Source organism: Pelomonas candidula, assembly GCF_043555985.1.
GTDB classification, from domain to species: domain Bacteria; phylum Pseudomonadota; class Gammaproteobacteria; order Burkholderiales; family Burkholderiaceae_C; genus Pelomonas; species Pelomonas candidula.
Map to the genome: position 1 here is coordinate 111,969 of NZ_JBIGIC010000014.1, position 25,658 is coordinate 137,626.

Consider the following 25,658-nt stretch of genomic DNA (forward strand, 5'->3'; position numbering starts at 1 on the left):
CCTCGCTTCAGCTATCTGTCAGGCTTGCCCATTAGGGGGCATGCTCCGCGGCCGGCTCCAGCGCCTCATGCAGCAGCCGTCCCAGCTTCTCGACGCCCTCGCGGATGAGCTCCGGTGTCAGCGTCACGAAGCTCAGGCGCAGCGTGCGTGCATCAGGCTGGTGCGCATAGAAGGCCGCGCCGGGGACGTAGGCAACGCCGGCATCCACCGCCTGCGGCAGCAGCGCCATCGCATCCAGGCCCGCGGGCAGTCGGACCCAGAAGAACATGCCGCCCTTCGGCGACTGCCATTCGCAGCCCGGCGGCAGGTACTCGCGCAGCGCCGCGGCCATCGCGTCGCGATTGGCCTTGTAGATGCCGCGGATGCTGGGCACGTGGCCGTCCAGGAAGCCGTTCTTCACGACTTCGTGCACGACGCGCTGGTTGAAGCCCGGCGTGTGCAGGTCGGCGGCCTGCTTGGCCTGCAGCAGCTTGGGGTAGAGCTCCGGCGGCGCGATGACATAGCCGAGGCGGAACCCCGGCGTCAGCACCTTGGAGAACGAGCCCAGGTAGAGCGAGCCCTCGGGCCACAGGCTGGACAGCGAGGCCGGCGGCGGCTCGTCGAACCACAGATCGCCGTAGGGGTTGTCCTCGACCAGCGGCACGCCGGCGCGACGCAACGCCTCGACGACTTCGACGCGGCGCTGCGCGCCCATGACACGGCCGGTTGGGTTCTGATAGTTGGGCAGCAGGTACGCGAAGCGCGTGCCGGGCGCGTCGTGCGGCAAGGCCGTGATGGCCTCGGGGAGTGGCCCCTGGTCGTCGCTGGCGAGGCTGGCGAACAGCGGCTCGAACGGGGTGAAGGCCTGCAGCGCGCCGAGGTAGGTGGGCGTCTCGACGGCCACCGGCGCACCGGCATCGCAGAGGATCTTGCCAACCAGGTCCAGCCCCTGCTGGGAGCCGCTGGTGATGAGCACCTGGTCGGGCCTCACGTTCATGCCGAGCGTTGCGACCCGCGTCGCCACCCACTCGCGCAACGGCGCGTAGCCCTCGCTGGACGCGTACTGCAGCGCCTCGCGCGGCGTGTCGGTCAGCACGCGGTCGCAGGCGGCCTTGATCTCGTCGACGGGAAAGGTGTCCGCGCTCGGCAGGCCGCCGGCCATGGACAGCACACCCGGCTTCTCGGTGACCTTGAGGATCTCGCGGATGATCGACGGATTCATGCGCGCGGCGCGCCGCGCCTGGGTCCAGACAGTACTCATGACGGTTGTCTCAGATTTCTTGAAGCGATCAGCCTAGCATCCACTCGACAGCCGCACAGGCCTGCAACTCGGTGGAATCGAACAGCGGCAGCGCCGCGGGAGAGCCTGCCGGCAGCAGCAGGCCCAGCTCGGTGCAGCCCAGCACGGCGGCCTGCGCGCCGCGATCGGCCAGCGCCGCGACCTGGCCGCGCAAGGCCTCGCGGGACGACGGCTCGAAGCGCCCGCGACACAGCTCGTCGAAGATCAACCGGTGCACCTCGGCGCGGCCGGCCTCGTCGGGAACGATGGTCTCGACGCCGAAGCGTTCCCACAGCCGGTCACGGTAGAAGCCCTGCTCCATCGTGAAGCGCGTGGCCAGCAGGCCGACGCGGCGCACGCGGGCGGCACGCAGCGCCTCGCCGGTCGCGTCGACGATGTGCAGCACCGGCAGACCGGCGGCACGCTCGACCTCCATCGCCACGAGATGCATGGTGTTGCTCGCGATCAGCAACGCCTCGGCACCCGCCCGGCGCAGCCCCGCACCGGCCTCGCCCAGCACGGCGGCGGCTTCGCCCCAGGAACCGGCTTTCTGCAGGGCGGCGATGCCGGCGAAGTCCACGCTGTGCAGCAGCAGTTGGGCGCTGTGCAGACCGCCAAGGCGTGCGGCCACACCGCGGTTGATCAGCGCGTACAGCGACTGGGTGGACTCCCAGCTCATGCCGCCAAGGATGCCCAGCGTCTTCATGTCGCCCTCCCGTCCGACGAGTGCGTCGGCCGGTCTCCCGATGAGACGGCCGCTTGCTTGGGGCGGCCCGGCGCGACGCGGCTCATGCGCCCTGCCCCAGCGGCAGCCGACGGCCGACGACGGGTCGCGCCTCGCGCCGCGGCGTCACCGGCTGCAGCAACTGGAAGCTCGCTTCCGGCCAGGCCTCGGCCACCACTTCAGCGCCGGCCGGCAGCGTCAGGTGCTCGCCGGCGCGCAGCCAGTGATCGTCCGTGCCGCCGGTGAGGGTCAGCCACAGCCGACCACTTGTCACGACGAGCCGGCGCGGACCGCGTGCGGCGATCAGCGTCAGCGCCTGGCCAGGGGCCAGCCGGGTCGTGAATCGGTCATTCATGGCGCGCTCCTTGTATCCACCGGCTGGCGTTTGCCGAACCACACCACGGCCAGCACGGCGGCGGCAAAGACCAGCGTCATCGCATCCAGCCGCTCGCCCAGCAGCGGCACGGCGAACAGCATCGACAGGAAGGGTTGCAGCACCTGCACCTGGCTCACGCGCAGCGTGCCGCCCAGCGCCAGGCCGCGGTACCAGGCGAAGAAGCCGATCCACATCGAGAACAGCGACACGTAGGCGAAGCCGCCCCAAGCCGACGCCGCGACCGGCGCCGTCGGGCGCGTCATGACGGCCACCGGCACAGTGACCGGCAGGCTGATGACGAGCACCCAGCAGATCACCTGCTCGGCCGTCATCCCGCCCGTGAGCCGCGCGCCGCTGACATAGCCCGCCGACGCGCAGACCACCGCGCCCAGCAGCAGCCCGTCCGCCATCTCCAGCCCGCCCGCGCCGCGCCAGGCCGCGAAGCCGACGACGAGCGCCAGGCCCGCCACCGCGCAGGCCCAGAACGCCGGGCTGGGCCGCTGGCGCAGCGCCAGCGCGGCGATGACGGCCGTGGCCAGCGGCAGCACGCCGGAGATGACGGCGGCGTGCACTGCGTCCACATGCCGCACCGCCAGGCCGGACAGCAGCGGCCAGCCGAACACGACGCCGCCTGCTGTGAACGCCAGCAGCCGCCATTCGCCGCCGCGCGGCCGGCGCGCGCCGGTGACCGCCAGGTAGGCCACCGACAGCAGCCCGGCCACGACGGCACGGCCGAACGCGACGAAGGCCGGGTTCAGCTGCGGCGCCTCGACGCTGCCGCCGGCCAGCCGCGTCATCGGCAGGCTGAGCGCGAACATGACGACGCCCGCCAGCCCGAGCAGCAGGCCACGGGTGGCGTTGGACGCCGTGGTCGTCAGGACCGAGGGAGAGATGGAAGACCCTTGCATGGACTCAGCATAGAGACAACATCCGATACAGCAGCAGTACAGTAAACCACCTCACACGCCGAATCTGTACTGCCATGCTGACCGGTACACAGCCGCCACTCCAACGCGACGCCAGCCAGCCGCTGGCCGGCCAGCTGGCCGAGCGCTACGCCCAGCGCATCCGCGAACGGCTGCTGCTGCCCGGCGCCCGCCTGCCCTCGGTGCGCGACTGCGCACGCCAGCACGGCGTCAGCCCGCACACCGTCGTCGCCGCCTACGATCAGCTGCAGGCCGCCGGCCTGCTGGAGGCGCGCCGCCAGCGCGGCTTCTTCGTGCGCGAGACGCGGCCCGCCGCCACGCGCACGCCCCAGCCGCTGGCCGCAGCGCCACGCCAGGCGCCGGTGGACGCAACCGCGCTGATCCGCGGCATGTTCGAGGCCGACGCAGCGCGCTCGCCGGGCCTGGGCACGCTGCCGGCCGACTGGCTGGACCCGGTGCTGCTGCAGTCGGCGCTGCGCCGGCTCAACCAGGCCGAGTCGCAGGCGCTGCAGGTCAGCTACGGCGACCCCAGCGGCGACGAGCGGCTGCGCGCGGCGCTGTCGCAACGGCTGGCCGACCTCGGCATCCACGCAGGCCCGGCGCAGATCCTCACGACCCACGGCGCCACGCACGCGCTGGACCTGCTGATCCGCACCCAGCTGCAGCCGGGCGACGCGGTGCTCGTCGACGACCCTGGCTGGGCCATCATCTTTGCGCGGCTCACGCAGGCCGGCATTCGGCTGCTGCCGGTGCCGCGCGGCCCGCACGGGCCGGACCTGGCCACGCTGGCCGCCCTCGCCAAGGAACACGCGCCGCGCCTGTACCTGACCGTGCCGGTGCTGCACAACCCGACCGGCCACAGCCTGGACCTGGCCACCGCGCACAAGCTGCTACGGCTGGCCGACGAACACGACTTCACCATCGTCGAGGACGACAGCTACGGCTTCCTCGCCGCCGAGCATGTGCCGCGGCTGGCCGCGCTGGACGGGCTGCGCCGCGTCGTCTACGTCAGCGGCTTCTCCAAGGTGCTGACGCCGGCCTGGCGCGTGGGGTACCTCGCCGCCGCGCCCGAGAAGCTGGCCGCGCTGACCGACGTCAAGCTGCTGGACGGCCTGACCAGCTCGCCCGTCATGGAGCGCGCCGTCGCGCTGTGCCTGGAGCAGGGCCGCCTGCGCCGCCACGCGCAGCGGCTGCGCGAGCGCCTTGCACAGGCTCGCCAGCGCGTCGCGGCGCTGGCCACCAAGCACGGCTTCACATGGGCCGCGCCGCCGGACGGACTGTTCGGCTGGCTGGACGTGGGCGTTGACACCGAGCGCATCGCCCAGCCGCTGCTGGACGCCGGCTGGCTCACCGCGCCCGGCGCACTGTTCAGCGCCACGCGCCGCCCCGGCTCGCTGATGCGCATCAACATGGCCACGTCGCTGGACCCGGCCTTCTGGCGTCTGCTACGCGCCTGCGCGGACGACATCCGCGGCCGCACCACGCCCCCCTAACTTCTGACGGAATCTGACCCCCTCAGTCGCGGGGAAGGACACTGGCGGACGGGATCGGCGGCGAGTCAACTGAGCGCCTGCTCAACGCCAGGGAGGCTCCATGCAACGCGTTCCATCCCTCTTCCGCAGCCTGCACGCTGCCGTGGCCGGCGCGACGCTGGCGCTGTGCGCGCTGTCGGCGCAGGCAGGTTTCCAGAGCGCCATCACGGTCAAGCTGATCGCGCCCGGCGGCTACACCGACGGCACCACCACCGACACGACCCCGATCAGCGCCCAGCAGGTCGTGAGCGTCGCCGATCTCGCCACGGGGCTGCATGCAGGGGGCAGCGGTGCCGTCGAAAACTGGATGCTCAACACCGAGGAAATCACCTTCGTCGACAACAGCATCCACGTGCGCAGCTTCGCTGGCGCCGATGAAGGTGCCGCCGGCCTGTTCACGGGCTACCTCGGCAGCGGCGGGGCTCACGCGCTCTACGAGTTCGATGGCCTAAGCATCGCCGGCAAGACCATCGTCGGCTTCACCGTCTCCGCGTTCGACAACTACGCCGACAGCGGCTTCAGCGGCCTCGCCGGTCCGAGCGCCGGCAGTCTCGTGCACCAGATCGGCGCCGATGCCCTCAGCTTCGACCTCGACAGCATCATGTTCGTCAACCGCGGCACCGGCACGGGTAACGCATATGCCGATTTCCGCATCGACCTGATCCTGCAGGACAGCAGCACCGGCGGCGGCGGCAAGCTGCCCGAGCCGGCCACGCTGGCGCTGTTCGCCGTCGCCGCGCTGGGCGCCCGTGCCGCTCAGCGCCGGAAGGCCGCCCGTGGCTGAAGCCGGTTTCACGCTGGCCAGCTTCGAGCCGCTCGTGGGCAGCCGCTTCACGCTGCGGCCGGATGACACGCTCGAGCTGCCGGCGCAGCTCATCGAAGCCCGCGCTGGCCGCTACGGCACGGAAGGCGGCGTGCAGCCCTTCAGCCTCACCTTCGAAGCACCGGCCGAGCCGGCCCTGCCGCAACGCATCTACCGGCTGGAGCACCCGCAGCTCGACGCGATCGACCTCTTCCTCGTGCCCGTGGCGCGCAGCGCCGCCGGCCTGCACTACGAAGCCGTTTTCGGCTAGGAGAGTCTCATGTCCGATCCCTTCCTCGGTGAGCTCAAGCTGATGAGCTTCGCCTTCGCGCCCAAGGGCTGGGCGTTGTGCAACGGCCAGATCCTGCCCATCAACCAGAACCAGGCCCTGTTCGCGCTGCTGGGCAACAACTACGGCGGCAACGGGCAGACCACCTTTGCGCTGCCAGACCTGCGTGGCCGCACGCCGCTGCACAGCAACACGAGCGTCGCGCTAGGCCAGATGGCCGGGCAGGAAGCCGTCACGCTGACTGGCGGGCAAATGCCCGCCCACACCCACATGTTGAACGGCACCAGCGACCTCGCCAACGCCAGCGTTCCCGGCGGCGCACTGCCGGCTGCCAAGGGCCGCGGCGGCGTCAACCGCTATGCACCCGCTGGCGGCAACACCGTCATGGGCGCTAGCTCGCTGGCCAGCACGGGAAACACCCAGCCTCACCCCAACATGCAGCCCTACGCGGTGCTGAACTGGGTCATCGCGCTGGTGGGCATCTTCCCAAGCCGCAACTGAAACAGGAGAGCCGCGATGTCGACACCGTACGTGGGCGAAATCCGCCTCTTTGCCGGCAACTTCTCGCCCGTGGGCTGGATGCTGTGTCAAGGCCAGCTGCTGCCCATCTCGGAATTCGAGACGCTGTTCAACCTGATCGGCACGATCTACGGCGGCGACGGGCAGAACAGCTTCCAGCTGCCCGACCTGCGCGGCCGCGTGCCGGTGCACCAGGGCCAGGGAACGGGCCTGTCGACGCGCACGATAGGCGAGGTCGGCGGCGCGGAAACGGTCACGCTGTCGGCCGCCCAGCTGCCGGCGCACACGCACACGCTGCTGGCAAGCACAGACACGGCCAACCTCAGCACGCCGGGCGGCGCCCAGCTGGCAGCCACAAGCGTCGCCAGCTACGACACCGGCCCTGGCAGCTCCGCGATGTCCGCCGCCGGCGTTGGCAGTGCGGGCGGCGCTCAGCCGCACGAGAACATGGCTCCGACGTTGACGGTGAACTACATCATCTCGCTGTTCGGCATCTTCCCGACCCAGAACTGAACCGAGGAGGACGACATGGACCCCTTCGTCGCCGAAATCCGCGTCATGCCCTTCAACTTCGCGCCTCAGGGCTGGGCGCGCTGCGACGGCCAGTTGATGCCGATCAGCCAGAACACGGCGCTGTTCTCCCTGGTCGGCACGTACTACGGTGGCGACGGCAGGAGCAACTTCGCACTGCCCGACCTGCGCGACAGCTTCGCGATGAGCAGCGGTCAGGGCAACGGCCTCAGCCCCCGCGATCTGGGCGAGAGCGCCGGTTCTGCCACGGTCACGCTGCTGGGCACGGAGATGCCCAGCCACACCCACACGCTGATGGCCGGCACCACACCCGCATCCACCAGTCCGGCCGGCAACGTGATGGCCCCCACTGCCAGCGGCGGAGGCAATGTTTACCGCACCCCCGGCACGCTCGCGCCGATGGCCGTCGCGGCGATTGGCGTTGCCGGCGGCAGCCAGCCGCACGAGAACCGCCAGCCCTGCCTGGGCCTGACGTTCTGCATCGCGCTGCAAGGCATCTTCCCATCGCGCAGCTGAGCGCGCACCGCCATGGACTACCGCCTGCGCACGGCAACGCCGGCCGACGAGACCTGGCAACTGGCCATCTACGCCAGCACCCGGGCCGACGAGCTGGCCATGACCGGCTGGCCGGCCGCTCAGTGCGAGGCCTTCGTGCAGCAGCAACACCGCGCGCAACAACAGCACTACGCGCGCCACTTTCCACGCTCGGTCTGCCAGCTCATCCTTGTCGGCGACGACGTGGCAGGCCGGCTCTGGGTGGACGAGCGCGGCGACCGCCTGCATGTCCTCGACATCGCGCTGCTGCCCGCCTGGCGCGGCCAGGGCCTGGGCACGCGCTGCCTGCAGGCGCTGGCGGCCGAAGCCGAGGCCGGCGACCGCGCGATCGGCATCCAGGTCGAGATCCACAACCCCGCCCGGCGGCTCTACGAGCGGCTGGGCTTTCTTCCCGAGGGCGAGCCCCAGGGGCTGTACCAGGCCATGCTGAGGCCCACGCCGCAAGCCGAGGAGTGCCTGCCATGATGAACAAGCGCGATTTCCTGAGGGGCGGCGCCGCCGTCGTCGTTGCGAGCGCCGGCTCGGCCGCTGCGGTTGCCGCCACGCGCCCCAGCCTGAGCGAGCACGCCGGCCTGGCCAGCTGGCAGGCGCACCTGGGCCAGCCCTTCGAGGTGGACAGCCATGCCGTCGTGCTCAAGACCGCCAGCGCCCGCTCCGGGGGAAGGCTGGACGAGCAGTTCAGCCTCAGCTTCGAAGGCCGGTTGCCGGACGGCATCGGCGATGGGTTGCACCTGCTGACCACCCCGTCCGGCGCCAGCCTGCCGCTTTACCTGGCCCGTACGCAGTTGGGCCTGCGCGCAGATTTCTGCCGCCTGCAAGGCTGACGACGGAAAAGGTCACGCCTGCGCGTATTTGCGGGCTCGGCAGCGACGAGGCTGCCGGCAGAATCCGCTCCCGGATCGCCACGGGCGGCGCTCCGATGTGGCCATGACCGAACCCTTGAAATTCCTCGTCGTTGATCCGCTTGCCGGTGTCCAGACCTTTGCCCGCCAACTGCTGCAGAGCCGGGGCTTCCCGGCCGACAGCATCCTGTGCTGCGCCGACACCGACAGCGGCCTGGCCCAGGGCCTGCTGTTCAAGCCCGATTTCCTCGTGACCGACTGGTTCCCCAAGGCACCACTGACCGGCCTGCAGCTGTTCCAGCGCCTGAAGGAGGCACAGCCGCGCCTGCACCTGTCGCTGCTGAGTTTCGAGGTCACGCCGGAGCGCGAACTGGAGGCCGAGGCCCACGGCGCGCATTTCCTGCTGAAGAAGCCCTTTACCGCGGAGCAGCTGAAAGCTCAGATGACGCGCTCGCTGGAGGCGCTGGCCAAGGATTCGCCGGGCCTGCACGGCCAGGTGCGCGACACGATGCGCCAAGCCCGCCCGGCACCACGCGTGGCCCTGCCCGTCATCCCGCCCGAGCCGGTCATCAAGCCGGGCGACAGCGTGCGCTACAAGGGCCAGCGCCACGTGGCGCAGTACGTCGTGCACCGCACCGGCGAGACGGTCGTTCAGCTCAAGGGCGTCGCGGGCCTGATCCCGCTGCGCGATCTCCAGCCGGGTTGACCCGTCGTCAGCTCCAGTAGCTGACCGCCATCAGCAGCGGATACGGCAGCGCCACCGTCGGTCGCAGCGCGCTCTTCAGGTACTGCACCACGAGGCCCATGCCACGCGGTCGGCGAGCTGCCCAGTCGCTGTGCAACTGCATTGCGGCAGCGTCGGCACCGGCCTTCAGCGCCGGCTCGATGGCGAGCAGCCGGTCGCCGAGGCGGCCCTGGAAGGTCTTGAGCACGCCCTCCTGCAGCCACAGCAGGGCCAGCAGCGGCAGCGTGACGCGTGGGTCCGACACAAAGATCACGACGGCGAACGCCGCCAGCTTCACGCCCAGCGCCAGCGCCTCGTAGCGCTCGTGCTGGCCCTGCAGGGCCAGCCATTCATCGTGCAAGGCGCTCACTTGGCCTCCAGCGCTTCCCAACGCTCCATCAGCGTCAGCAATTCGGTGTCGATATCGCCGGCACGCTCCGTGACCTCGGCAATGCGCTTGGCACCCTGTGTGTACAGCTCGGTGCCGTTGAGCAGCGCGTTGAGCTGCGTCTGCTCCGCCTCCAGCGCAGCGATCTGTTTGGGGATCTCGTCCAGCTCGCGCTGCTCCTTGTAGCTGAGCTTGCGTTTGGTGGCGACGACCGGGGCCGGCTCCGGTGCGGGCGGTGGCGTGGGGGCGGCGGCTTTCGGCGCCTGCGCCTGCTGCAGTGCCGCGGCGCGCTTGGATTGCGTCAGCCAGTCCTCCACGCTGCCCTCGTACTCGCGCCAGCGTGCGTCACCCTCGTAGACGATGGTCGACGTGACGACGTTGTCCAGGAAGCGCCGGTCATGGCTCACGAGAAAGACCGTGCCGTCGTACTCGGCCAGCAGCTCCTCCAGCAGCTCCAGCGTCTCGATGTCGAGGTCGTTGGTCGGCTCGTCCAGCACCAGCACGTTGGCTGGCCGCGCGAACAGGCGGGCCAGCAGCAGGCGGTTGCGCTCGCCGCCCGACAGCGTGCGCACCGGCGAGTTCGCACGCGCCGGCGAGAACAGGAAGTCGCCGAGGTAGCTCTTGACGTGCTTCTTCTGCGTGCCGATCTCGATCCACTCCGAGCCGGGGCTGATCGTGTCGGCCAGCGTCGCGTCGAGGTTCAACGTGTCGCGCATCTGGTCGAAGTAGGCGACCGTCAGCCGCGAACCCAGGCGCACCGTGCCACTGTCGGGCGGCAACTCGCCGAGGATCATCTTCAGCAGCGTCGTCTTGCCAGCGCCGTTCGGGCCTATCAGGCCGACCTTGTCGCCGCGCAGGATGGTGCTCGTGAAGCCGCGCACGATGGCGCGGTCGCCGTAGCTCTTGGACACGTCCTCCAGCTCCGCGACGATCTTGCCGCTGCTCCCGCCGGTGTCGATGTCCAGCCGTACCTTGCCCTGCACGTCACGCCGGGCGGCATGCTGCAGCCGCATCTCCTGCAGCCGCTGCACGCGGGCCACGGAGCGCGTGCGCCGCGCCTCGACGCCCTTGCGAATCCACACCTCCTCCTGCGCCAGCAGCTTGTCGAAGCGCGCGTTGGCCAGCGCCTCGTTCTCCAGCTCGTAGGCCTTGGCGGCCTGGAAGGCGGCGTAGTTGCCGGGGTAGCCGCGCAGCTGGCCACGGTCCAGCTCGACGATGCGGTTGGCGACGTTGTCCAGGAACTGCCGGTCGTGGGTGATCAGCAGCAGCGAGCCCTTGAAGTCGTTCAGCAGGCCTTCCAGCCAGGCGATGGCGTCCAGGTCCAGGTGGTTGGTGGGCTCGTCCAACAGCAGCACGTCGGGCTGGGCCACCAGCGCACGACCCAGCGCCACGCGCTTCTTCAGGCCGCCGGACAGGCTGCCCACCAGCCGCGAGCCATCCAGGCCCAGGCGGTGCAGCGTCTCGTCGACGCGCTGCTCCCAGTTCCACGCGCCGATGTGCTCGATGCGCTCCTGCACCCAGGCCAGGTCGTCGTTCTCGTCGTGGCGCTCGTAGCGCTCGCGCAGCGACTTGGCCTCGGCCACGCCCTCGCTGACGACGTCGAAGATGGTCGCGTCGCCGCGCAGCTCGGGCTCCTGCGGCACGTAGACGTTGGTGAGGCCCTGCTGTTGTTGCAGCAGCCCGTCGTCGAGCTTCTCGATGCCGGCGAGGATCTTCAGCAGCGAGGACTTGCCGGTGCCGTTGCGGCCGATGAGGCCGACGCGCTCGCCGGTTTCCAGCGAGAAGTTGGCGCCATCGAGCAAGGCCACGTGGCCAAAAGCGAGATGCGCGTTCGTGAGGGAGAGGACAGCCATGCGGCGATTGTCCCCTGCCGGGTCACATCAGCCGCTCGGCGTGGTGGCGCAGGTGGTCGTCGACGAAGCTGGCGATGAAGTAGTAGCCGTGGTCGTAGCCCTCGTGCCGGCGCAGCGTCAACGGCTGGCCGACGGCGGCGCAGGCGGCTTCGAAGGCTTCGGGGTGGAGCTGGTCGGGCAGGAACTTGTCGGCCAGGCCTTGGTCGATGAGGATGCCTTGCGGATAGGGCGCGGCGACCTGCTGCTTCATGAGCGCGCTGGCATCGTGAGCGGCCCAGGTGGTGCGGTCTTCGCCCAGATAGCCGGTGAACGCCTTGTGGCCCCAGGGGCACTGCGTCGGCGCGGCAATGGGCGCGAAGGCCGACAGCGACTGGAAGCGGCCCGGGTGCCGCAGCGCCAACGCCAGCGCGCCGTGGCCGCCCATCGAGTGGCCGAACAGGCCCGTCTTCGTGAGGCCGGACTCGCGCTGGACGAGCGGGATCAGCTCGTTGAGCAGGTAGCTTTCCATGCGCCAGTGCTTGCTCCACGGCTGCTGCGTGGCGTCGAGGTAGAAGCCGGCGCCGACGCCGAAGTCCCAGCTGTCGGCTTCGCCGGGCGCGTTGGCACCGCGCGGGCTGGTGTCGGGCATCAGCAGCGCCAGGCCCAGCTCGCTGGCCAGGTGCTGCGCGCCGGCCTTCATCGTGAAGGTCTCTTCGGTGCAGGTCAGTCCGGCGAGGAAGACGAGCAAGGCCTTCGGCTGGGGAGGCAGGTAGAGCGCGAAGCGCATCGGCAGGCCGATCTCTGCAGAGTCGTGCTGCAGGAAGCGTTGGGTGCCGTTGAAGGAGCGGTGTTCGGAGAGGATCTTCATGGCAGGTGCCGGTTGGTTCGTTGCTGTGGAGTTTGGAGGCTTTTGCAAGAAGCGCGTCTGCTCGGTGCATTGCCGGGAGTCCCGCCCTGCGGCGGGGTAACTTTCTTCTGCGGCGCCAGAAGAAAGTCACCAAAGAAGAGGCGCTCAACGCAATCCGCACTCGAGCGGGATGACGCGCTCGCAAGCTCGAAGCGAACCCCGCCCACACGCGAACCGCTTCGCTCTCGCCCACCACTTGTCCAGACCACCACGGCTCGGACCAGCACCCCGCTTACCGCGCGGCTGCACGCCGGCGCTGGGCAGCCTGAATACCGCACAGCCGCGCCGCCCGGGCGGCGCTGCATTCGGCTGTTTTGCTGAGCACGGCGTGCAGCCGCGCGTCGGACGGGCAGGCGGGGCGATGGCTGGTGCTCGTCACAAGTCAGACGCGAGAGCGAAGCGGGTCGCATCGGGGCGCCATGCCAGTGGGTGTTTTCGCGCGCCGCTAGGGGCAGCAACGTGCTCGTGTGCGGTTCAGGGCCTCTTCTTTGGTGACTTTCTTCTGGCCCCGCAGAAGAAAGTTACCCCGCTGCCGGGCGGGACTCCCGGCAATGCAGCGATGAGACACCCGCCCACGCAAAAACAACCAAAAAACTCAGAACTCGACGACCGAGCGAATGCTCTCGCCCCGACGCATCAACTCGAACCCTTCGTTGATCTGCTCCAGCTTCAGCTTGTGCGTGATCAGCTCGTCGATGTTGAGCTTGCCGTCCATGTACCAGTCGACGATCTTGGGCACGTCCGTGCGCCCACGCGCGCCGCCGAAGGCCGAGCCTTCCCAGTGCCGGCCAGTGACCAGTTGGAAAGGCCGCGTCGAGATCTCTGCACCCGCCGGCGCCACGCCGATGATGATCGAGCGGCCCCAGCCCTTGTGCGTGCACTCCAGCGCCTGGCGCATCAGCTGCACGTTGCCGACGCACTCGAACGAGTAGTCCGCGCCGCCATCGGTCAGCTGCACGAGGTGATCCACGAGGTTGCCAACATCCTTCGGGTTCACGAAATCCGTCATGCCGAACTTGCGTGCCATCGCCTCGCGGGCCGGGTTGATGTCCACGCCGATGATCTTGTTCGCGCCCACCATCTTGGCGCCCTGAATCACGTTCAGGCCGATGCCGCCCAGGCCGAAGACGACGACGTTGGCACCAGCCTCCACCTTGGCCGTGAACAGCACCGCACCCACGCCGGTCGTCACGCCGCAGCCGATGTAGCAGACCTTGTCGAACGGCGCGTCCGGCCGGATCTTGGCCAGCGCGATGCCGGGCACGACGATGTGGTTGGAGAACGTGCTGGTGCCCATGTAGTGGAAGATGGGCTCGCCGTTCAGCGAGAAGCGGGACGTGCCGTTGGGCATCAGGCCCTTGCCCTGCGTCGCCCGGATGGACTGGCAGAGGTTGGTCTTGCGGCTCAGGCAGAACTTGCACTCGCGGCACTCGGGCGTGTAGAGCGGGATGACGTGGTCACCGGGCTTGAGCCACGGCACCTTGCTCTCCAGCACGACGCCGGCGCCCTCGTGGCCCAGCACGGCGGGGAACAGGCCTTCGGGGTCGGCGCCGGACAGCGTGAAGTCGTCGGTGTGGCAGATGCCGGTGGCTTTCACTTCCACCAGCACCTCGCCGTCCTTCGGGCCTTCCAGGTCCAGCGTTTCGATGGTCAGCGGGGCGCCGGCCTTCCAGGCAACGGCAGCGCGGGTTTGGATGCTCATGTCTTGGGTACTCCTGTCGGTTGAAGTTGGTTCAGCGCGGAGACGAACTCGCGCGACTCGTGGCGGCACAGCCGCAGCCGGCGCAGCAGCCACGGCGTCAGGTCTTGTTGCCCGAGATGCTCGGGCCAGGCGCCGGCGTCGGCATCGGGCGTCTCTGCCGGGTCGGTGCCGGTCATCGGCTCGCCGTTCAGCACGTCGACGCAGGCCTTGCGGGCCAGCGGCAGCGCGGTCTCGGTGCGGGCGACGTCGAGGCGATCGGTGCGGCGCTGCGTCAGCTGCTGCACGGCGCCCAGCAAGGCCATCAGCCGGTAGCCGTGGCTCAGCGCGGATTCGATCTCGGCCTCCGGCAGGCGCACGCTCTCGGGCTCCACGCGCGTGCGCTGCGCCGTCGCCGCCAGCGCCGCCAGCGCGGTATACGCCTGCTGGCGCGACAGCCGCTGCGCCAGTTGCTCGTCGGCCGTGGGGGCCCAGCGCAGCATGTTGGACGCGTGCCGCGCCAGCGCCCCGCGCAGCTGCGCGGCCAGCCGCGGCACGGCGGCACGCTCCCAGCTCGGCAGCACGAAGCTGAACAGCCAGGCCAGGCCCGCGCCGATCAGCGTGTCCGCCAGCCGCTCGACGACGGCGGGGCTGCTGCCGGGCGCCAGCATCAGCGGCTGCAGCAGCGCCATCAGCGTGGCGGCCGTCGCGGCGACCTGGTAGCGCCGGTTCACGTAGGCGTGCGCCGTGCCGACGGCGGCGATGAAGCACAGGCTCAGCAGCGGTATCGAATGCACGTGCGCCAGCACCATGACCAGCAGGCAGCCCTGCACCGTGCCGATGATCCGGCCGTTGCGGCGCGACAGCGTCTGCTCCAGGTTGCCGCGCAGCACCACGGCGACGCTGAGCATCAGCCAGAACGGGTGCGCCGCCCACGGCAGCACCGCCCCCAGCGCGTAGGCCAGCGACAGCGCGACGGCCGAGCGCAGCGCATGGCGCAGCACGCTGGACTGCAGCGACAGGTGCGGCTTGAGCGCGGCCAGCGGCCAGCCCTCGGGCGACACGAAGGGCGCCAGCTTTTCGGGCGTCCAGGCGCTGTCGACGTCGTCGCTGCGCGCCTGGCGGGCCACCATCGAGCTGACGTCGTCCAGCATGTGACCCACGCGGGACTGCAGCGCCGACACGAGGTGGGTGCGCGAGTCGCCGGCCGGCACATGGATGTCGGCCAGCCGCGCGGCGAGCTGCTGGCGCACGGCCTCGGCCGACACCTCGGGCAGCGGTGCGCCGGAGGCCAGCGTGTCGGCCAGCGCCGCCAGCACGTCGGCCAGGTGGCGCAGCGTGTCGGCGATCGCGGCGCGCCACTGGCGGCCAGGGAAGTCCTGGCCCAGCAGCTCGGTGTCGAGGCGGCTGGCCAGCAGCAGGTCGCGCAGCTCGATCAACCCGAGCACGAGGTCGGTCTGGCGGCGGCTGCGCGGCGAACGACGCGCGGCGAAGACCTGGTCGCGCGCAGCCTGCAGCGCCTCGGCCAGCAGCACGTCGTCGGCGATGGACGCGCGGATGCGGGTCTCGTCGGCGCCCACGGCCAGCGCGATGCGCTGGGCCCGCGAGCGCACGCGCGCCGCCGTCGCCCGCAGCGCCTGCACCAGGGCCAACTCGCGCAACCGGTGCCTCAGCACGCCGGCCGCGCCACGCGCCCAACCGGCGTAGACGACGCCGCCCACACCCACCCAGGCCGCGTGCACCCAGGGCGACGTGGCGCCCGTCGTGCGGTCCCAGGCCATCGCGAACACCATCGCGAGGATGGGCGAGAACGACAGCGGGCCGGCGCGCGCGCCCCATGCCAGCGTCATCAGCGCCAGGAAGGTGACGACCGCCACCAGCGCGAGGGTCAGCGGCAGCGAGCCGTCGGCCAGGCCCACCAGCAGCGTGACGAGGGCCGCGGCGAACGCGGCCGGCAACACGCGCGACAGCACGCGCTGCGGCGGGTTGGGCACGTCGGGCATGCTGGCGCACACGGCCCCGCCCACGGCTGCGAGGCCGGCCGTCTCGCCGAACAACGCGGCGATGACGAGGTGAGTCGCGGCGACGCCGACGGCCACGCTGAGGCCGTTGAGCTGGGTCGCCTGCAGGCGTCGGAAGAACGCTCTCACTTGACCAGCGCCTCCATGACGCGGCGCTCGGCCGCCGGCAGCTCATGCACCGACTGCCAGGTCGACTTGTCGGGCCGGTAGACAAAGCCCGGCGGCGTGGCGGCCGCGAGGCGCTGGCGAATGGGCGCGAGCGCCGCCTGGGCCGCGTCGCCCTGCCCTCGCGCCTGCAGCGCGCCGGCCTGCACGATGACGGCGAGGTCACACCACGGGCCCAGCGCCAGCGCGTCGGCGGCCCCACGCTGCGCGGCGGCGGCGTCGCCCGCGGCCAGCGCGGCCCAGGCCTGCAGCGCCAGCGTGCCGGGGTCGCGCGGGTCCAGCAGCAGCGCAGCCTTGATCTGCTCGCGCGCGGGCTCCAGCCGGCCGGCGCGCAGCAGGTCCAGCGCGTAGTCGCGGCGCAGCGGCACGAGGCCGGTGCGCAGGCGCAGCACGGCGTCGTACTGCGTGAAAGCGGCGTCCCACTGGCCATCCAGCGCCAGCGTGGCCGCGCGGCCCCACAGCGCCTCGGGCTGGTCGCCCTGGTAGGCCAGCACGGCGTCGTAGGCCTTCAGCGCGGCGGGCACGTCGCCGAGGCGCCGATAGTGGTCGGCCAGCGCGAGGTCGACGCGGAAGCGGTCCTCGCCCTGCAGCTGGTCGAGGCCGCGCGTCAGCTCCGGCAACACCTCGCCGGCCAGCGGCGCGCCGCCATGCCACAGCGCCTCGGCCGCGGCCACGCGCAGCGCGCCGCTGTTCGGGTGGCGGTCCAGCGCGCGGGCCGACAGCTCACGGGCCGCGGCGCCATTGCCCTCCAGCGCCAGCGCATACAGGCGGGCGGCCAGCGCGCTCTCGTCGTCGGGTGCCAGCGCCAGCGCGCGCTCGAACAGCGGTGTCGCGGCGGCCAGCTTGCCGTCCTCCAGCTTCTGCTCGCCGGCCTTGACGAGCGCCACCGGCAGGCTGCTGCGGGTGTCACGCTGGGCGAAGAAACGCAGCACGAGGGCGCGCAGCGCGGGGTCGATCTCGATCAGCCGTTCACGCACGATCTCGCGGCCGTCGTAGGCGTCGCGGCGCGGCGACGCCTCGGCGTTGGCGCCTTCGGCGAAGTATTCCCACACGGAGCCGCCGGCATAGCGCGACAGGAACCCGTTGCGCGTCTTCGCATCGCGTGCCTTGGCCTGCTGGTAGGCCGCCTCGATGTCGCGCCACGCGTCGGCCGTCAGCACGCCGTGCACCTGGTGCGTCAGCTCGTGCAGCACGGTGTTGTACTTGTCGAAGATGCTGCGCTCGACGTCCTCGATGCCGGTCACCGTGAAGTGGCCGCCCATGCCGCGCACGTCGTCCCACAGCCGCGAGTCGTAGTCGATGCGCGCGTCCTTCAAGGCCTGCGCCTCGGGCGTCTCGGACAGGCGCATCCACATCGGCTTGATGAAGTGCGTTGCGCCGCCCTCCACCAGCACCGGGATGAAGGCCTTCCACGGCGCGATGGACAGCGCCACGCGCTTCTGGTGGCGCGGCGAGAGGTCCTTCCAGTTCAGCACATAGCGCTCGATGCCCGGCACCACGGGCATGGGCGTGGCGGCAAAGCGGCGCTCGTAGGCGGCGCGGTGCACATCGATGGCGAAACGCTGCGACTCCAGCGCCTTGGCCGCGATGGCGTGGGCACGCCCCAGCTGCGGGCAGCGCTGCAGCACGGCCAGGCTCAGGCGCAGCGCGGTGTCGAAGTCGCCCTGCTCGAAGGCGTCCGACGCGCGCCGCACATCGGCCAGCAGTGGCGGGAAAGCATCGCCCAGCCGCGCGGCGAGCTGCGTGTAGTTCTCGCGCGCGTAGCCGTTGCCGAGCAGGTAGTGGCCGCCCTCGTGGTACGGGTTCAGCGCGACCGCGGCTTCCGCGGCGGCGATGGCGTCCTCGGTGCGGCCCAGGCGGATCAGCGTCTCGGCCAGCGCCGCCAGGCCATCGGCCGTGCGCTCGGAAGCAACGCCCTGCTCCAGCTTCTGCAGCGCCGCGTCGAACTCGCGCAGCTGGTAGTGGCGCTGGCCGAGGCCGCGCAAGGCCTGCGCGCGGTCAATCGGGCGGCTGGCCCTCTCCAGCGCGCGCTCGAAGCACAGGCGCGCGCGCTCGAAGTCGCGCCGGTCCAGCGCGAGGCGGCCAGCAGCCAGCAGGTCGACGGCGTCGGCCTTCTCGCTCTTCAGCACGGTGCGCGTACGGCGGTCGATGGCGGCGCCGTCGTCGCGGGCGAACAGCCATTGATAGAGAACGTCGCGCTCGGCCGCGCTCGGCCGTTTCGCGCGCAGCAGCGCGGTGATGTCGGCGCGCGCGGCGGTGTACTGCTGCTCGGTCAGCAGCGCCTGCAGGCGCGCAGCGTCGGGGGCCGCATCGGCGGCATTCAAGGTCAGGCAGACAGCGAGGCCAACGGCCAGTCGGCGCCAGGTCATTCGGCAAGCTCCGTCAGTGGAGCCGGCATGCTAATCGTCGAACCGCTCCCGGGGGCCGCGTGCGACGATTCGGGCATGCTGTTCCCGCGCCTGAGCCTGGTCGCCGCCTTCGCCCTGCTGGCGCAGACGGCGCAGGGCGCGCCGGAGGCCGAGCCCGAGGTGCTGTGGCTGCGCTACGAGCTGCCGCCGCTGTACATCACCGAAGGCCCCATGCAGGGCCGCGGCGTGCTGGACCAGGCGCTGGGCCGGCTGCTGCCGCGGCTGAAGGGCTTGCGGCACCGCATCGTCACCGTGCCGCCCAAGCGGCTGGAGGCCAGCCTGCGCGACCTGCCCAACGCCTGCGCCTTCGGCATGCTGAGGAACGCGGAGCGCGAGACCTTCCTGACGTTCTCCATACCCTTCCCCATCCACAGCGCGCCGGGCCTGATGGTGCGCGAGGCCGACCTGCCCAGGCTGAGCGCGCTGCGCGACGCCAAGGGGCGTCTGTCGCTGCAGGGCTGGCTGAACGACCCCGACCTGAAGCTGGGCCAGGCCGAGGGCCGCGCCTACGGGGCCGCCGTCGACGACCTCGTCGCCGCACTGCCTGCACGGCGCGTCGAGCGCGTTAGCAGCCAGAACCCGGCGCTGAACCTGCTGCGCATGCTGGAGCGCGGCCGCGTCGACGGCGTGCTGATGCTGCCTTTCGAGCCCCGCGCGCTGGCCGCCACGCACGGCGTGAAGCTGAACGGGCTGCGCTTGCTGCCGCTGGTGGAACAGCCGACGGCGCGCCAGGGCCACGTGGCCTGCTCCCGCAGCGAACTGGGTGCCGAGGTCATCAAGCGCGCCAACGTCGTGCTGGCCGAGCCGCAGATGCAGACGGGCTACAGCAGCGGGTCGCGGCCGAGCGACCGGCCTTGAGGCAGCCGACAAGGCAATCCTCCGCCTCTGTTCAAGGAATGCACTGCGGCCGATGAGGCCTGCACATGACCGGCGAGCTGCCAATCACGCCAACAACGGCGCCGCAGGCTCACGCCTTGAGCATCTCCGCCGCGATCAACCGCACCGGCGCACTGCCGTAGCTGAGGAACTTCTCGTGGAAGGCCTTGAGGCTGAAGCCCGGCCGGGCCTTCAGCTGCTCGCGCAACGCGAAGATCTCGCTGTAGCCGCTGAAGTAGCTGGTCAGCTGCACCGATGTCAGCTGCACGCGGCGCCACTTCTCGGCGGCCTCGCGCTCGGTCTGGAAGGCCTGGCGGGTCAGCAGGTCCAGCGCGTCCTTCTCGCCCATGCCCAGCACGTGGACGCTGTAGTCGAGGATGGTGTTGGTCACCGAGCGCAGATGCCACTTGCCCCACATCAGCGTCATCTCGGGCGAGGCCTCATAGCCGCTTTCGATCATGACGCGCTCGCCGTAGACGGCCCAGCCTTCCACCATCGAGCCGCTGCCGAACAGCGCCTTCACCTTGCTGGGCGAGCGGTTGGCGTAGACGAGCTGCGTGTAGTGGCCCGGGATGGCCTCGTGGATGTTGAGGATCTGCAGAATCCAGTGGTTGTACTCACGCAGCGTGCTCTCAGCCTCCTCGGGTGAGAGGTCGTCCAGCGGCGTGACGTTGTAGAAGGTGCGGTCCTGCGGCCGGTAGGGGCCGGGCGCGTCGATGCTGGCACCGGCCACGCCGCGCTGGTAGGCAGGCGTCTCGCGCACGGCCAGCGGCTTGGCGGCGTCCTGCGTCAGCAGGTCGTGGTCGCGCACCCAGGCCTCCAGCTGCGGGATCTGCGCACGGATCTCGTCGACGAAGCGCTCGCGCTTGACGTGCCGCTCACTGAGCTTGGCGATGACGCGGCCGATCAACGCGAAGCGGTCGGTGGGCGGCGCCTCGGGTCCGATGACACCGGGCCACAGCGCGGCGGCCTGCGTGTGCATGCTGGCCAGCACCTCCTCGCGGCGCGCGAGGGCCAGCTCGTAGGTCTGGCGACCGGTCGCGGCAGACTGGATGTCGTGCGCGAACTTGGGCTCGTACAGCGCCGCGCCCAGGCGCCACGGCCGCCTGGCCGTGGGCAGCAGCGTCTTCAGGTGTGCCTGGTAGCCGGCCACGGCCTGCCGGGCGGCGTTCAGGTCGGGCCGCATCAGCGAGCCCAGGCCCAGCTCCTGCGCGTGGGACTCGACATCGTCCAGCACCGCCAGCACGCCGGGCGCCTGCTGCAGCGCCAACTCGGTGTGCTCGCGCGTGACACCACTGAGGCTGGCGCGCGCCGCGGCGTAGAAGGCCGGCAGGCGCCGGATGCGCTCGTGCAGCGCCTTCACGCGCTCCTGCTCGGGCGCCCAATCGGTGTTGAGGGCGAGGTCGATGGGGGCGGCCGGGTTGTGCTCGGCCGGGTTCCAGGCCCATTCACGCAGCGTGTCCAGCCGCCACAGGTCGCCGCGGATCTTGGCCAGCAGCATCGCGCGGTCCATCTGCTGCCCGGCGGAGAGTCCGGCCTCCTGCACGGCGCCCAGGCGTGCCTGCCATCCCTTCAGGAAGGCGCGGTGCCTGGCGCGTTGGTCGGCACTCGGCAACGTGATGCGCTGCGCGAATTCGAAGCGGCCAGCGGCTATTGCCGCGTCGGGGTCCAGTTGCCACAGTGCCTCGATGAAGGCCTCGGCCTGACGGTCGAAGCCGGCGTCGTCGGCGAACACCGGCCGCACGAGGCCGGCGGCACCCAGCGCGGCGATGTGCGCGGCGACATGCGCGAATTGGCGGCGCTTCACGACAGCGCCTCCTCGAGCGCATCGACAAACATCTTGGCCACGTCGAAGCCGCTCTGGTCGGTGATCTCCTGGAAGCAGGTCGGGCTGGTCACATTGATCTCGGTGACGTTCTCGCCGATGACGTCCAGGCCCACCAGCAGCAGGCCGCGCGCGGCGAGGATGGGGCCGAGGTGCTCGGCGATCTCGCGGTCCCGCGGCGTCAGCGGCCGGGCCACGCCCTTGCCGCCGGCGGCCAGGTTGCCACGCACTTCGCCGCCCTGCGGGATGCGCGCCAGGCAGTGCGGCACCGGCTTGCCGCCGATGATGAGGATGCGCTTGTCGCCTTCGGCGATGGCGGGGATGAAGCGCTGCACCATCACCGTCTGCGTGCCGTCCTTGTTCAGCGTCTCGATGATGCTGCCGAGGTTCAGGCCATCGTCCTTGACGCGGAAGATGCCCATGCCGCCCATGCCGTCCAGCGGCTTGAGGATGATGTCGCGCTGCTCGGCGTGGAAGGCGCGGATCTCGGCGGGGTCGCGCGTGACGAGCGTCGGCGAGATGAACCCGGGGAACTCGAGGATGGCCAGCTTCTCGGGGTGCTCGCGCAGCGCACTGGAGCGGTTGAAGACCCGGGCGCCTTCGCGCTCGGCCTGGCTGAGCAGGTGGGTCGTGTAGAAGAACTCGCTGTCGAACGGCGGGTCCTTGCGCATCAGCACGGCGTCGACGTCGGCGAGCGCCACGTCGGCAGTGGCCTCGACCTTGAACCAGTCGTGCGGGTCGCCGGTCAGCGTGATCTCGACGGCGCCGCGCGCCGTCACGCGGCCGCCACGCTGCCACACGAGCTGCTGCGGCTGGCAGGCGAGGATGGTGTGGCCGCGCCGCGCGGCCTCCCGCATCATCGCGAAGGTGGAGTCCTTGTAGGTCTTGAACGATTCGAGCGGGTCGGCAACGAAGAACAGCTTCATGGTGGGCATCTCACGGGATGGCTGGGCAGTGTTGCACAGAGCCCTGCACCGCCGCCCGCCCGGCCCGGAGTACCCCTGCAACGCTGCGCCGCGAGGTGCGGCGCGAGCGGGTGGACGGGCGCCGCCGCGCCTCAGCGCCGGCCCAGCCGCATCGCCAGCAGCGCCGTGCCGCCGGCCACCACGCCCCAGAAGGCGGCGCCGATGCCGAAGGCGCTGACGCCGGACAGGCAGACCAGGAAGGTCAGCCCCGCCGCGTCGCGGTGGGCTTCGTCCTTCAGCGCCGTGGCCAGCGCGCCGGCGATGGTGCCCAGCAGCGCGAGGCCGGCGATGGTCTTGACCAGCTCGGGCGGGAAGGCGGCCAGCAGCATCGCGACGGCGCCGCCGGCCAGGCCGATCAGCACGTAGAACAGCCCCGCGGCAACGACGGCCGTGTAGCGCCGCGCCGGGTCTTCATGGGCTTCGCGGCCCATGCAGATCGCGGCCGTGATGGCGGCCAGGTTGAAGGCGTAGCCGCCGAACGGCGCCAGCAGCGTGGTCGCCGCGCCGGTGACGGCGATGGACGTGGACACCGGCGTGGCATAGCCGCTGGCGCGCTGCGCCGCGACGCCGGGCAGGTTCTGCGAGGCCATCGTGACGATGAACAGCGGCAGCGCCACGCCGACGGCGGCATGCCACGTGAACACCGGTTTCGTCCACGCCGGCAGCACCCAGACCTGGGACGTGTCCAGCCCGACGAAGCTCAGCCGCCCCTCGCCCAGCGCGTAGGCGATGCCCACCAGCAGCACGCCCGGCACGGCATAGCGCGTCCACCAGCGCCGCCCGGCCAGGTAGGCCGCGGCCATCGCGAGCACGAGGCCGGGGTCGGTCTTCACGCTGCCGACGGCGTCCAGCCCGAAGCGCGCCAGCACGCCGGCCAGCAGTGCCGACGCTATTGATACGGGGATGCGGTCCATCAGCTTCTCGAACCAGCCACTGGCGCCCGCCCAGGTGATGAGTGCACCGCAGACGATGAAGGCGCCGATGGCCTCGGGCATGTCCAGCCCGGACGTGGACGCCAGCAGCGCGGCGCCCGGCGTGGACCAGGCGGTCAGCACGGGCTTGCGCGTCCACAGGCTCAGGCCCAGGCTGGTGAGGCCCATGCCCAGCCCCAGCGCCCACAGCCACGAGGCCGTCTGCGCCGGCGTGGCGCCGAGCGCGACGGTGGCCTGGAAGATGATGGCCACCGAACTGGTGTAGCCCACCAGCACGGCCACGAAGCCGGCCACGACGGTCGAAGGGGAGAAGTCTTTCAGCAGCGCGCGCATGGCGGCCAGCATAGCGACGCAACGTCTTCACAATCTGTGACGACAACAAGACGGGGAGACGGGATGACAAAGACATGGCGGGCCATTGCCACGGCTTGCGCGGGGGCGCTGCTCGCGCCAATGGCGCAGGCCGCGTTCATCGGCACCGGGCCGTTCAACGCGGCGCCGCACATCATCGGCGTCGTGAAGCCGGGCGAGGCCGACGAGGTGGCCAGGACCTTCACCGCGACGCTGAAGCTGCCGCTCGCCCTGTCGCTCAGTCCACTCAGCGACGCACGCGAGCTGGCCCGCATCGGGCTGTGGATGCAGCCCCGGCGGCCCGAGCTCAAGCTCTCCCGCAGCTGCGTGGCCAGCTGCGCCCGATCCCTCCTGATGAGCGGCGGGCCGCTGCGCATCGAGCCCGGCACCGTCATCGCGTTCGGCGGCATGGGCAACACGTTTGCGACCGTGAAGGACCAGGTCGACGCCGGCGAGCTGTTCAGCGACGACGAACGCAGCCAGGCGTCGCGCGAGCGATTCCTGGCCACCTTCAAGGTCCGCATCGAACAATCGCTGGCCCTGCGTGAGCTGCAGTCGCAACTGGCGCCGCTGCCGGACCGCGTGCGCAGCTTCCTCGAAGCCGCGGTGGGCGGCTGGCGCATCACCAATCTGAGCTTCAACGAGGACAGCTTCCGCTTCGGCCTCGAGGGCGGCCCGCAGCGCTGCCTGTGGTGGCTGCCCGACGCCGAGGGCCTGCGCCAGCTGGGGGTGGATGCACCCGGCTACCGCCCCGCCAGCCGCGCCGACACGGCCAGGATGCTGCAGGTGCCGGAGCAGTTCATCTACGCCGGCCCGCTGCTGGACACCCTGCCCGAGCAGCCGCTGTGCAGCCCGCCACCAGGCGGCACCGACCTGCCTATGCTGCCCTGACGCCGTCGCGCGCCCGGCCATGCCAGGCCAGCACCAGCGCGCCCAACGCCAGCACGCCCAGGCCCACCAGCGCGCCGGCCTTCACGTAGACCACGCTGGACCACAGCACGTAGGCACTGCTGGCCGCGAACAACAGCGGCAGCCAGGGGTAGAGCGGCACGCGCACCGGCCGTGGCTGGTGCGGCTCGCGACGGCGCAGCACGATGACGGCCAGCGCGCTCAGCGTCATGAAGAACCAGTAGACCGGCGACAGGTAGTCCACCATCGTCGAGAAGCCGCCGCGCGTGAGGTCACCGAAGGCCACCAGCAGCAGCGCCACACCGGCCGTGGCCAGCACGGCGCCGGTGGGCGTGCCGCGCGCATGGTTCCAGCGTGCGAGGTGCCACTCGGTGGCAAGGTCACGCGCGGCGGCGTAGGTGGTGCGCGGGCCGGCGATCAGCAGCGCGTTCATGACCGACAGCGCGGTCAGCGTGACCACGCCCACCATCAGCAGCTCCGCACCACGGCCGAAGGCCACGCGCATCAGCTCGGCCGCTGGCGCCTCGCTGGCCGCGAGGCCCGCCACGCCCAGCACGCGCAGGTAGGCCCAGTTGGCCAGCAGGTACAGGCCCATCACCAGGCCCAGGCCCAGCAGCAGCGCGCGCTGGATGCCGCGGTTGGGGTCGCGCATCTCGGCCGACAGCGTGGCCGCGTCGCTCCAGCCGCCGTAGGCCAGAAAGACGAACACCAGCGCCAGGCCCCAATCCGTGCCCGGCGCGGCCGGCACCGGCGTGGCGGGTGCATGGCCGGCCAGTACCTGCGCGCCCGCGCCCAGCCCCAGCAGCACCAGGCCCAGCAGCACGGCGGCACTCAGGCCCAGCTGCGTGCCCAGGCCCACGCGCACGCCGAGCAGGTTGAGCCCGGTGAGGCCGACGATGAGCAGCGCCGCCATCAGCGCGCTGGCGTGCGGGCCCAGCCATGGCGTCAAGTCCACCACCTGCGCGAGGTAGTCGCCGAAGACGAAACCCAGCAGCGCCATCGACCCCGTGTGGATGACGGCGAAGCGCGACCACGCGAACAGGAAGCCCAGGCGGTGGCCATAGGCGCGGCGCAGGAAGTGGTAGTCGCCGCCGGTGTCGGGGAAGGCCGCGGCCAGCTCGGCGAAGCACAGCCCGCCCACCAGCGACAGCGCGCCGCCCAGCGCCCAGGCCAGCAGCAGCTGGGTGGGGTCGCCCAGCGCCTGGGCGGCCATCGGCGAGGTCTTGAAGATGCCGGCGCCGATGACCATGCCCACGCACAGCGCGCCGGCATGCCGCACATCGAGGCGGCGTTCGGGCTGGGCGTGGGGTACGGCGGTCATGG

25 protein-coding genes are annotated in these 25,658 nt (G+C 71.0%); 11 read left to right on the plus strand and 14 right to left on the minus strand.

Features of this window, described 5'->3' with window-relative positions; all coding sequences use genetic code 11:
• Nucleotides 1-31: 31 nt before the first annotated feature.
• From ACG04R_RS23725 to ACG04R_RS23740, 4 genes are all read right to left on the minus strand, one after another.
• On the minus strand, nt 32-1,240 hold the full coding sequence (locus ACG04R_RS23725; RefSeq protein ID WP_394416102.1) for an aminotransferase-like domain-containing protein: 1,209 nt from the start codon (nt 1,238-1,240) through the stop codon (nt 32-34).
• A 28-nt stretch (nt 1,241-1,268) separates the two neighbouring features.
• Nucleotides 1,269-1,964 carry an aspartate/glutamate racemase family protein gene (locus ACG04R_RS23730; protein ID WP_394416103.1) on the minus strand — a complete coding sequence of 232 codons (696 nt, stop codon included), beginning with the start codon at nt 1,962-1,964 and terminating at the stop codon, nt 1,269-1,271.
• 82 nt (nt 1,965-2,046) lie between these two features.
• Nucleotides 2,047-2,337: a DUF2917 domain-containing protein gene (locus tag ACG04R_RS23735; protein WP_394416104.1), complete on the minus strand. Its 291-nt coding sequence runs from the start codon at nt 2,335-2,337 to the stop codon at nt 2,047-2,049.
• Complete coding sequence (locus tag ACG04R_RS23740) at nt 2,334-3,266, minus strand: DMT family transporter (RefSeq protein WP_394416105.1); 933 nt, start codon at nt 3,264-3,266, stop codon at nt 2,334-2,336. Before ACG04R_RS23740 ends, ACG04R_RS23735 begins: the two co-directional genes overlap by 4 nt.
• A 74-nt stretch (nt 3,267-3,340) precedes the next feature.
• On the opposite strand from ACG04R_RS23740, the gene ACG04R_RS23745 reads away from it, so the two are divergent.
• The 9 genes from ACG04R_RS23745 (at nt 3,341) to ACG04R_RS23785 (ending at nt 9,060) form a co-directional block, all read left to right on the plus strand.
• The gene (locus ACG04R_RS23745; RefSeq protein ID WP_394416106.1) at nt 3,341-4,777 is read left to right on the plus strand and encodes an aminotransferase-like domain-containing protein; all 1,437 of its coding nucleotides are present in this window, start codon (nt 3,341-3,343) and stop codon (nt 4,775-4,777) included.
• 100 nt (nt 4,778-4,877) lie between these two features.
• On the plus strand, nt 4,878-5,600 hold the full coding sequence (locus ACG04R_RS23750; RefSeq protein WP_394416107.1) for a PEP-CTERM sorting domain-containing protein: 723 nt from the start codon (nt 4,878-4,880) through the stop codon (nt 5,598-5,600).
• The gene (locus tag ACG04R_RS23755) at nt 5,593-5,889 is read left to right on the plus strand and encodes a DUF6916 family protein (protein WP_394416108.1); all 297 of its coding nucleotides are present in this window, start codon (nt 5,593-5,595) and stop codon (nt 5,887-5,889) included. The genes ACG04R_RS23750 and ACG04R_RS23755 overlap by 8 nt, the downstream gene beginning before the upstream one ends.
• 9 nt (nt 5,890-5,898) lie before the next feature.
• Nucleotides 5,899-6,408, plus strand: coding sequence for a phage tail protein (locus ACG04R_RS23760; protein WP_394416109.1), 510 nt, complete (start codon nt 5,899-5,901; stop codon nt 6,406-6,408).
• 15 nt (nt 6,409-6,423) lie between these two features.
• A complete protein-coding gene (locus ACG04R_RS23765) occupies nt 6,424-6,939 on the plus strand; it encodes a phage tail protein (RefSeq protein WP_394416110.1) in 516 nt (171 codons plus the stop codon).
• Between the two features lie 15 nt (nt 6,940-6,954).
• Nucleotides 6,955-7,473 (plus strand): phage tail protein, encoded by a 519-nt coding sequence (locus ACG04R_RS23770; protein WP_394416111.1) that lies wholly within the window; start codon nt 6,955-6,957, stop codon nt 7,471-7,473.
• A gap of 12 nt (nt 7,474-7,485) precedes the next feature.
• Nucleotides 7,486-7,977 (plus strand): GNAT family N-acetyltransferase, encoded by a 492-nt coding sequence (locus tag ACG04R_RS23775; RefSeq protein ID WP_394416112.1) that lies wholly within the window; start codon nt 7,486-7,488, stop codon nt 7,975-7,977.
• Nucleotides 7,974-8,336: a DUF6916 family protein gene (locus ACG04R_RS23780; protein ID WP_394416113.1), complete on the plus strand. Its 363-nt coding sequence runs from the start codon at nt 7,974-7,976 to the stop codon at nt 8,334-8,336. Before ACG04R_RS23775 ends, ACG04R_RS23780 begins: the two co-directional genes overlap by 4 nt.
• Before the next feature lie 103 nt (nt 8,337-8,439).
• The gene (locus ACG04R_RS23785; protein WP_394416114.1) at nt 8,440-9,060 is read left to right on the plus strand and encodes a DNA-binding transcriptional response regulator; all 621 of its coding nucleotides are present in this window, start codon (nt 8,440-8,442) and stop codon (nt 9,058-9,060) included.
• A 7-nt stretch (nt 9,061-9,067) separates the two neighbouring features.
• Here the strand turns inward: ACG04R_RS23785 and ACG04R_RS23790 are convergent, their stop codons facing one another.
• From ACG04R_RS23790 to ACG04R_RS23815, 6 genes are all read right to left on the minus strand, one after another.
• Nucleotides 9,068-9,448, minus strand: a complete 381-nt coding sequence (locus ACG04R_RS23790) for a hypothetical protein (RefSeq protein ID WP_394416115.1) — start codon at nt 9,446-9,448, stop codon at nt 9,068-9,070.
• A complete protein-coding gene (locus ACG04R_RS23795; RefSeq protein ID WP_394416116.1) occupies nt 9,445-11,319 on the minus strand; it encodes an ATP-binding cassette domain-containing protein in 1,875 nt (624 codons plus the stop codon). The genes ACG04R_RS23790 and ACG04R_RS23795 overlap by 4 nt, the downstream gene beginning before the upstream one ends.
• Before the next feature lie 22 nt (nt 11,320-11,341).
• Nucleotides 11,342-12,166 carry an S-formylglutathione hydrolase gene (gene fghA / locus ACG04R_RS23800; protein ID WP_394416117.1) on the minus strand — a complete coding sequence of 275 codons (825 nt, stop codon included), beginning with the start codon at nt 12,164-12,166 and terminating at the stop codon, nt 11,342-11,344.
• A gap of 634 nt (nt 12,167-12,800) precedes the next feature.
• Nucleotides 12,801-13,901 (minus strand): S-(hydroxymethyl)glutathione dehydrogenase/class III alcohol dehydrogenase, encoded by a 1,101-nt coding sequence (locus tag ACG04R_RS23805; RefSeq protein WP_394416175.1) that lies wholly within the window; start codon nt 13,899-13,901, stop codon nt 12,801-12,803.
• Nucleotides 13,902-13,903: 2 nt separating this feature from the next.
• Nucleotides 13,904-16,033 carry an FUSC family protein gene (locus ACG04R_RS23810; protein ID WP_394416118.1) on the minus strand — a complete coding sequence of 710 codons (2,130 nt, stop codon included), beginning with the start codon at nt 16,031-16,033 and terminating at the stop codon, nt 13,904-13,906.
• The gene (locus ACG04R_RS23815; protein ID WP_394416119.1) at nt 16,030-18,438 is read right to left on the minus strand and encodes a tetratricopeptide repeat protein; all 2,409 of its coding nucleotides are present in this window, start codon (nt 18,436-18,438) and stop codon (nt 16,030-16,032) included. The genes ACG04R_RS23810 and ACG04R_RS23815 overlap by 4 nt, the downstream gene beginning before the upstream one ends.
• Nucleotides 18,439-18,513: 75 nt before the next feature.
• Here ACG04R_RS23815 and ACG04R_RS23820 point away from each other — a divergent pair, with 75 nt between their 5' ends.
• Nucleotides 18,514-19,335 (plus strand): TIGR02285 family protein, encoded by an 822-nt coding sequence (locus ACG04R_RS23820; RefSeq protein ID WP_394416120.1) that lies wholly within the window; start codon nt 18,514-18,516, stop codon nt 19,333-19,335.
• A gap of 109 nt (nt 19,336-19,444) precedes the next feature.
• Here ACG04R_RS23820 and ACG04R_RS23825 read toward each other — a convergent pair whose 3' ends face one another.
• The 3 genes from ACG04R_RS23825 to ACG04R_RS23835 all read right to left on the minus strand — a co-directional run bounded on the left by ACG04R_RS23825 (nt 19,445) and on the right by ACG04R_RS23835 (nt 23,408).
• Entirely contained in the window at nt 19,445-21,160 is a 1,716-nt protein-coding gene (locus tag ACG04R_RS23825; protein WP_394416121.1) for a DUF885 domain-containing protein, read from the minus strand.
• Nucleotides 21,157-22,104 (minus strand): glutathione synthase, encoded by a 948-nt coding sequence (gene gshB / locus ACG04R_RS23830; protein WP_394416122.1) that lies wholly within the window; start codon nt 22,102-22,104, stop codon nt 21,157-21,159. Before gshB ends, ACG04R_RS23825 begins: the two co-directional genes overlap by 4 nt.
• Before the next feature lie 131 nt (nt 22,105-22,235).
• Entirely contained in the window at nt 22,236-23,408 is a 1,173-nt protein-coding gene (locus ACG04R_RS23835; protein WP_394416123.1) for a benzoate/H(+) symporter BenE family transporter, read from the minus strand.
• A gap of 63 nt (nt 23,409-23,471) precedes the next feature.
• On the opposite strand from ACG04R_RS23835, the gene ACG04R_RS23840 reads away from it, so the two are divergent.
• On the plus strand, nt 23,472-24,317 hold the full coding sequence (locus ACG04R_RS23840; protein ID WP_394416124.1) for a hypothetical protein: 846 nt from the start codon (nt 23,472-23,474) through the stop codon (nt 24,315-24,317).
• Here the strand turns inward: ACG04R_RS23840 and ACG04R_RS23845 are convergent.
• Nucleotides 24,304-25,656 (minus strand): APC family permease, encoded by a 1,353-nt coding sequence (locus ACG04R_RS23845; protein ID WP_394416125.1) that lies wholly within the window; start codon nt 25,654-25,656, stop codon nt 24,304-24,306. The two genes, ACG04R_RS23840 and ACG04R_RS23845, sit on opposite strands and share 14 nt — an antisense overlap.
• Nucleotides 25,657-25,658 lie beyond the last annotated feature (2 nt).